Consider the following 5,963-nt stretch of genomic DNA (forward strand, 5'->3'; position numbering starts at 1 on the left):
GGTGGCCCGTGTTCATGCGCAACCTGCTGGTCTGGCGCAAGCTGGCCATCCCCAGCCTGGTGGGCAACATTGCCGAACCGCTGATGTGGCTGGTGGCGTTTGGCTACGGCATGGGGGCCCTGGTGGGTCAGGTGAATGTGGGCGGCGCGGCGGGCGACACCAAGGTGCCCTACATCCTGTTCCTGGCCAGCGGCTCCATCTGCATGAGCGCCATGAACGCGGCCAGCTTCGAGGCGCTGTACTCGGCCTTCTCGCGCATGCACGTGCAAAAGACTTGGGACGGCATCATGAACGCGCCGGTGAGCCTGGACGACGTGGTGCTGGCCGAGATGCTGTGGGCGGCGTTCAAGGCGCTATTCACCGTCACCGCCATCCTGGGCGTCATGCTGGCCCTCTCCATCAGCCACAGCCCCAAGCTGTTGGTGGCCTGGCCGGTGCTGCTGTTCGTGGGGGTGATGTTCTCCAGCATCGCACTCATCTTCAATGCGCTGGCCAAGGGGTATGACTTTTTTACCTACTACTTCACGCTGGTGCTCACGCCCATGATGTTTCTCTCGGGTGTGTTCTTCCCGCGCGAGCAGTTGCCCCCCATCGTGCGCGCCATCTCCGACTGGCTGCCGCTGACCAATGCCGTGGAGCTGGTACGCCCGCTGTTCATGGACCAGTGGCCTGCCCACCCCCTGCGCCACGGCCTGGTGCTGGTGGTGACCACCGTGGTGGCCTTCTGGGTGGCTCTGGCCCTGACCCGCAAGCGCTTCAAGGCATGACCGCGCTGCTCGGCCCCAGCCATATCGCCATGGTGGCCAAGGGCGTGTCGGCCATCGTGGCGTCACGCGATGCGGCCCTGCGGCCGAGCATCATGCGGGCCGTGGGCAGCCATATCAGCGGTGATGGGCAGGAGGTCACGGTGTACCTGCGGCGCAGTCAGTCCGAACAGTTGCTGCAGGACATTGCGCACACCGGCGAGATTGCCGTGGTGTTCAGCGTGCCGTCCACCCACCAGACGCTGCAGCTCAAAGCCCGCCGGGCCACGCAGCGCCCGGCCACTGATGGCGACCTGCCGGTGTTGCAGGCCTACCTGCAGTCCATGGTGCAGGAGGTGGGCCAGGTCGGCTACGGGCCGCAGTATGTGGCGGCCATGCTGGCGGCGCCGCTGCAGGATGTGGTGGCAGTGAGCTTCACGCCCACCAGCGCGTTCGACCAGACCCCAGGGCCGCGCGCGGGCGCGGAGTTGTGTGCGCCGCCCGCACCACCCACACCCCCCGTACCGCAACCATGAGCACCGCAGCGCCGTCCCTGCACAGCATCCGCCCCTGCCTGGAGGGGGCGATTCCCGCCATCATGGCGACCTGCGACCCTGACGGCACCCCCAACGTGGCCTACATCTCGCAGGTGGTCTATGTGGATGCGGCGCATGTGGCGTTGTCGTTCCAGTTCTTCAACAAGACCCGCCAGAACATCCTGCGCAACCCGCGCGCGTCGGTGCTGGTGCTGGACCCGGTCACCGCGCACTTCTACCGCCTGCACCTGCTGTACGAACGCACCGAGGACAGCGGGCCGGTGTTCGAGAGCATGCGAGCGCAGCTGGCGGGCATTGCGTCGCATGCGGGCATGGCCGAGGTGTTTGAACTCAAAGGGTCCGACATCTACGCTGTGGAGCGCATCGAATCGGTGGCGGGCGAAGGCCTGCCGGCACCGGCGCCGCGTTCCGGGTTGCTGCACACGCTGCGCCTGTGCAGCGAGGGCATCGCGCGCTGCTCGGGGCTGGATGAATTGCTGCAAGGCGCGCTGCAGGGCCTGCAGGACAAGCTGGGCATACAGCACGCCATGGTGCTGATGCTGGACGCCAGCGCCCAGCAGCTCTACACGGTGGCCAGCTGCGGCTATGCCACGTCGGGCGTGGGTTCAGAAATCCGGCTGGGCCAGGGAGTGATCGGCATGGCTGCGCGCGAGCGCACGCCGGTGCGCATCAGCCACATGACGCACGCCGCCCTGTACAGCCATGCCATCCGCGAAAGCATGGACGCGCATGCCACACCCGATGCGCCCTCGTTGCGCGGCCTGGACATCCCCTACCCCGGCCTGCCCGAGCCGCACAGCCAGGTGGCGGTGCCGCTGCTGTCGGCCGGGCGCCTACTGGGTGTGCTGTTTGCCGAGAGCCCCGAGGACATGCGCTTTGGCTTCGAGGATGAAGACCTGCTGGTGGCCATTGCGGGCCAGCTGGCCGCCGCCATCGATCTGCTGCAGGCCGCGCCCGATGCGCCCGAGCCGCTGCCTACTCCGACAGCGGCACCGCCGGTGAGCGGCAGCGCGCTGCGGGTGCGCCACTTTGCGGCCAACGACAGCGTGTTCATCAACGACGACTATTTGATCAAGGGGGTGGCGGGCGCCATTGTCTGGAAGCTGCTGCGCGACCACCAGCACACCGGGCGCGTGGACTTCACCAACCGCGAACTGCGGCTGGACCCCGCACTGCGCCTGCCCGATGTGGCCGATAACCTGGAGGCCCGCCTGCTATTGCTGCAGCGCCGCCTGCAGGAGAACTGCCCGCACATCCACATCGAAAAAACGGGGCGCGGGCGCTTTCGGCTGTGCGTGCTGCGCCCTGTGGTGCTGGAAGACGCCTGAAGCCTTCACGCCACTGATTTCTCAAAGTCAGTGCACCAGACCCGGCACCACCGGCAGGCCCAGGCTGCGCATCAGCTTGGTCCACTCAGGCTGCGTGAGGTGCGGCTGCACCTGCGCCAGCACCGCTGCCAGCACAGGGGCAGGCGCATGCTGTTTCATATCCGACAGCATGGCCGTGCGCTCGGCGGGTGACATGTAGGGCACCATCCAGCGGGCCACCACCATCATTTCGTGCGGCGGGATCGAGGCCACCAGCGCATCGTGCACGCCCGCCAGTTCCGCGTCGGTGTAGCACTGCCAGAGCACGCGGTTGTGCGTAGTCTCTTCCTCGTGCATGTGCTCGAAGTTGTCCGCCACAAACAGCGCCAGCTGGCGGTACAGGGCCAGGGTGGCTGCAGCTCGTGCGGGCTTGGCACAGGCCATCAGGTGGTTCACGCCGTCTGCCAAAGCGACGATGGCCTGTTCGTGCTCCACATGTTCACCAGCAATGCTCTGGCTGGAGCCGGGCTGGCGCGCTTCCATGGCGGCGTGCACAAACTGGTTCTCGTGGTGCAGGTGCGCGCGGCACAGGTCCAGCAGCTGCATCACGCGGTCGCAGGTCTGGGCGAACTCCAGGTCATCGTCCACATCCATGCGGCCCAGGCCCAGCAGCGTGTCGGCCATAAAGGCGCGTATGGCCTTGTGGATGCTGGCATACATGTCCATGCGGGGGGCGGCGGGCTGGGCTTGGGTCAGTGCGGCAATTTCGCGGGCATCAATCTTCATCACGTTCTTTCATGGCCTCGTTGGGCTCTTTCAGCGCCTTTTTTGGGGCGCCGGGCCGGGTGCACCATGCACCCGTTTCCATGCCAAGAAGTCTAGAAATTCGCCGCGCTTTTGCCTGTTAAAAACTCCTTAAACAGACCCTTTGAAAACCTTAAAAATCGCGTTCCGGGCGCCAAACGTGAAATCGTTCACGGCGCGGCGCGCAGCAGGTCCACCGCTTTTTCCGCAATCATCACCGTGGGCGCATTGGTATTGCCGCTCACGATGCGCGGCATGATGGACGCGTCCACCACACGCAGGCCCGCGAGGCCATGCACACGCAGTTCGGCATCCACCACATCCAGCGGCCCAGGCCCCATGCGGCAGGTGCCCACGGGGTGGTAGATGGTGTCGGCGTACTGGCGGATGAACTGCTCGATCTCGGCATCGGTGCGCGCACTGGCCGAGGCCGCCAACTCCTTGGCGCCGAACTTCGCGAGCGCCGGTTGCATGAGGATCTCGCGCGTGCGCTTGAAGCCACGCACCATGCGCGCCATGTCATCGGGATCGGCCAGGAAGTTCGGGTCCACCAAAGGCAAGGCCATGGGGTCGCGGCTGGCCAGCGTGACCGCGCCCCGGCTCTTGGGCTGCAGCAGGCACACGTGGGCCGAGTAACCATGGCCGAAAACGGTCTTGCGCCCGTGGTCCACCAGCTTGCCGATCACAAAGTGCAGCTGCAGGTCGGGCGCGGGCTCGGACGGGTCGCTCTTGATGAAGCCCCCCGCCTCGGCAAAGTTCGTGGTCAACATGCCCGTGCGGTGTTTGCGCCATTCGGCAATGCCGCGCAGCGTCTGCGCCATGCCCGACAGTGACAGGCCGAACAGGTCCTTGAGCTCGGGTGCGTCCAGCACCTGCACCACGTCGGGGTGGTCGTGCAGATGCTGGCCCACGCCCGGCAGGTCGTGCAGCACCGGGATGCCGTGTTGCTGCAAGTGTGCGGCGGGCCCCACGCCCGACAGCATCAGCAGCTGCGGCGACAGCAGCGCGCCTGCACTCAGCAGCACCTCGCGTCCGGCACGCACCTGTTGCAGCGCACCGCCTTTGCGGTATTCCACACCCACGGCGCGTGTGCCCTCGAACAGGATGCGCGTGGCATGCGCACCGGTGATGACCTGCAGGTTGGGCCGCGCCAGGTGCGGCGTGAGGTAACCCTTGGCTGCGCTGTGCCGCTCGCCGTTCTTGTGCGTGACCTGGTACAGGCCCACACCTTCCTGCGTGGCGCCGTTGAAGTCGGCGTTGTGCGGGTGCCCGGCCTGCACACCTGCGTCAGTGAAATATTGGCTGAACCGGTTGGGTGCACGCAGGTCTGCCACGTTGAAGGGGCCGCCCCGGCCGTGCCAAGCGTTGGCACCGCGCTCGTTGTTTTCGGCACGTACAAAGTAAGGCTTCACATCCTCCCAGCCCCAGCCCGGGTTGCCCTGCGCGGCCCAGTGGTCGTAGTCGGCGTGCTGGCCCCGGATGTAGACCATGGCGTTGATGGAGCTGGAGCCCCCCAGCACCTTGCCGCGTGGCTGGTAGCCGCGCCGGTTGTTCAGCGCGGCCTGCGGCGTGGTGTTGAAGCCCCAGCCGTTCAGCTCGAACTTGGCCATCACGGCCAGCCCAGCCGGGCAGTGGATGAGCACGCTCTTGTCGGCAGGCCCGGCCTCCAGCAGGCAGACGCGCACGGAGGGGTTCTCAGTCAAACGGCCGGCCAGCACGGAGCCCGCCGAGCCGCCACCGATCACGATGTAGTCAAACATGTTTTGTGTCTCCTCCGCCATGCTGCGCAGCGGCTTGTTGGTTCAGGTTTGACGCACGATAACCGAACGGTCGTGCGATTCCCCTTACCATTCCGGCCATCCGTTTCACTTTGAAGAGGGCTCTCTATATGACGATTCAGACCGTAGGCATCATCGGCGCAGGCACCATGGGCAACGGCATTGCACAGGCCTGTGCGGTGTCGGGCATCAACGTGGTGATGGTTGATATCTCCGATGCTGCAGTGCAAAAAGGCCTGGCCACCGTGGCCGGCAGCCTGGACCGCCTGATCAAGAAGGAAAAAATCACCGAGGCCGACAAGGCCGCCGCGCTGGGCCGCATAAAGACCTCCACCAGCTACGACGACCTCAAAGCCGCGCAATTGGTGATCGAGGCCGCCACCGAAAACTACGAACTCAAGCTCAAGATCCTCAAGCAGGTGGATGCCCTGGTGGGCCCCGAGGTGCTGATCGCATCGAACACGTCCTCGATCTCCATCACCAAGCTGGCGGCCGCCACCAGCCGCGCCGACAAGTTCATCGGCATGCACTTCTTCAACCCCGTGCCCATGATGGCGCTGGTGGAGATCATCCGCGGCCTGCAGACCAGCGACGCCACGCACGACGCCGTGAAGGCCCTGGCCGAGGCCCTGGGCAAGAGCCCCATCACCGTGAAGAACGCGCCCGGCTTTGTGGTCAACCGCATCTTGGTACCCATGATCAACGAGGCCTTCTTCGTGCTGGCCGAGGGCCTGGCCACCCCCGAGGACATCGACGCGGGCATGAAGCTGGGCT

6 protein-coding genes are annotated in these 5,963 nt (G+C 65.8%); 4 read left to right on the plus strand and 2 right to left on the minus strand.

Annotated elements, in window-relative coordinates; all coding sequences use genetic code 11:
- From DBR23_RS04330 to DBR23_RS04340, 3 genes are all read left to right on the plus strand, one after another.
- On the plus strand, positions 1-767 hold a 767-nt coding region (locus tag DBR23_RS04330; RefSeq protein WP_108497426.1), incomplete at its 5' end, for an ABC transporter permease.
- On the plus strand, positions 764-1,279 hold the full coding sequence (locus tag DBR23_RS04335; RefSeq protein WP_108497427.1) for a hypothetical protein: 516 nt from the start codon (positions 764-766) through the stop codon (positions 1,277-1,279). The genes DBR23_RS04330 and DBR23_RS04335, both read left to right, overlap by 4 nt.
- Positions 1,276-2,628, plus strand: a complete 1,353-nt coding sequence (locus tag DBR23_RS04340) for a GAF domain-containing protein (protein ID WP_108497428.1) — start codon at positions 1,276-1,278, stop codon at positions 2,626-2,628. Before DBR23_RS04335 ends, DBR23_RS04340 begins: the two co-directional genes overlap by 4 nt.
- 27 nt (positions 2,629-2,655) lie before the next feature.
- Here DBR23_RS04340 and DBR23_RS04345 read toward each other — a convergent pair whose 3' ends face one another.
- Positions 2,656-3,393 (minus strand): hypothetical protein, encoded by a 738-nt coding sequence (locus DBR23_RS04345; RefSeq protein WP_108497429.1) that lies wholly within the window; start codon positions 3,391-3,393, stop codon positions 2,656-2,658.
- A gap of 188 nt (positions 3,394-3,581) precedes the next feature.
- Positions 3,582-5,171: a GMC family oxidoreductase gene (locus DBR23_RS04350; RefSeq protein ID WP_108497430.1), complete on the minus strand. Its 1,590-nt coding sequence runs from the start codon at positions 5,169-5,171 to the stop codon at positions 3,582-3,584.
- 128 nt (positions 5,172-5,299) lie between these two features.
- On the opposite strand from DBR23_RS04350, the gene DBR23_RS04355 reads away from it, so the two are divergent.
- Positions 5,300-5,963: 3-hydroxyacyl-CoA dehydrogenase NAD-binding domain-containing protein (locus DBR23_RS04355; protein ID WP_108497431.1), on the plus strand; the 664-nt coding region annotated here is incomplete at its 3' end.

It is taken from the genome of Acidovorax sp. HMWF018 (assembly GCF_003061035.1).
Taxonomy (GTDB): domain Bacteria; phylum Pseudomonadota; class Gammaproteobacteria; order Burkholderiales; family Burkholderiaceae_C; genus Acidovorax; species Acidovorax delafieldii.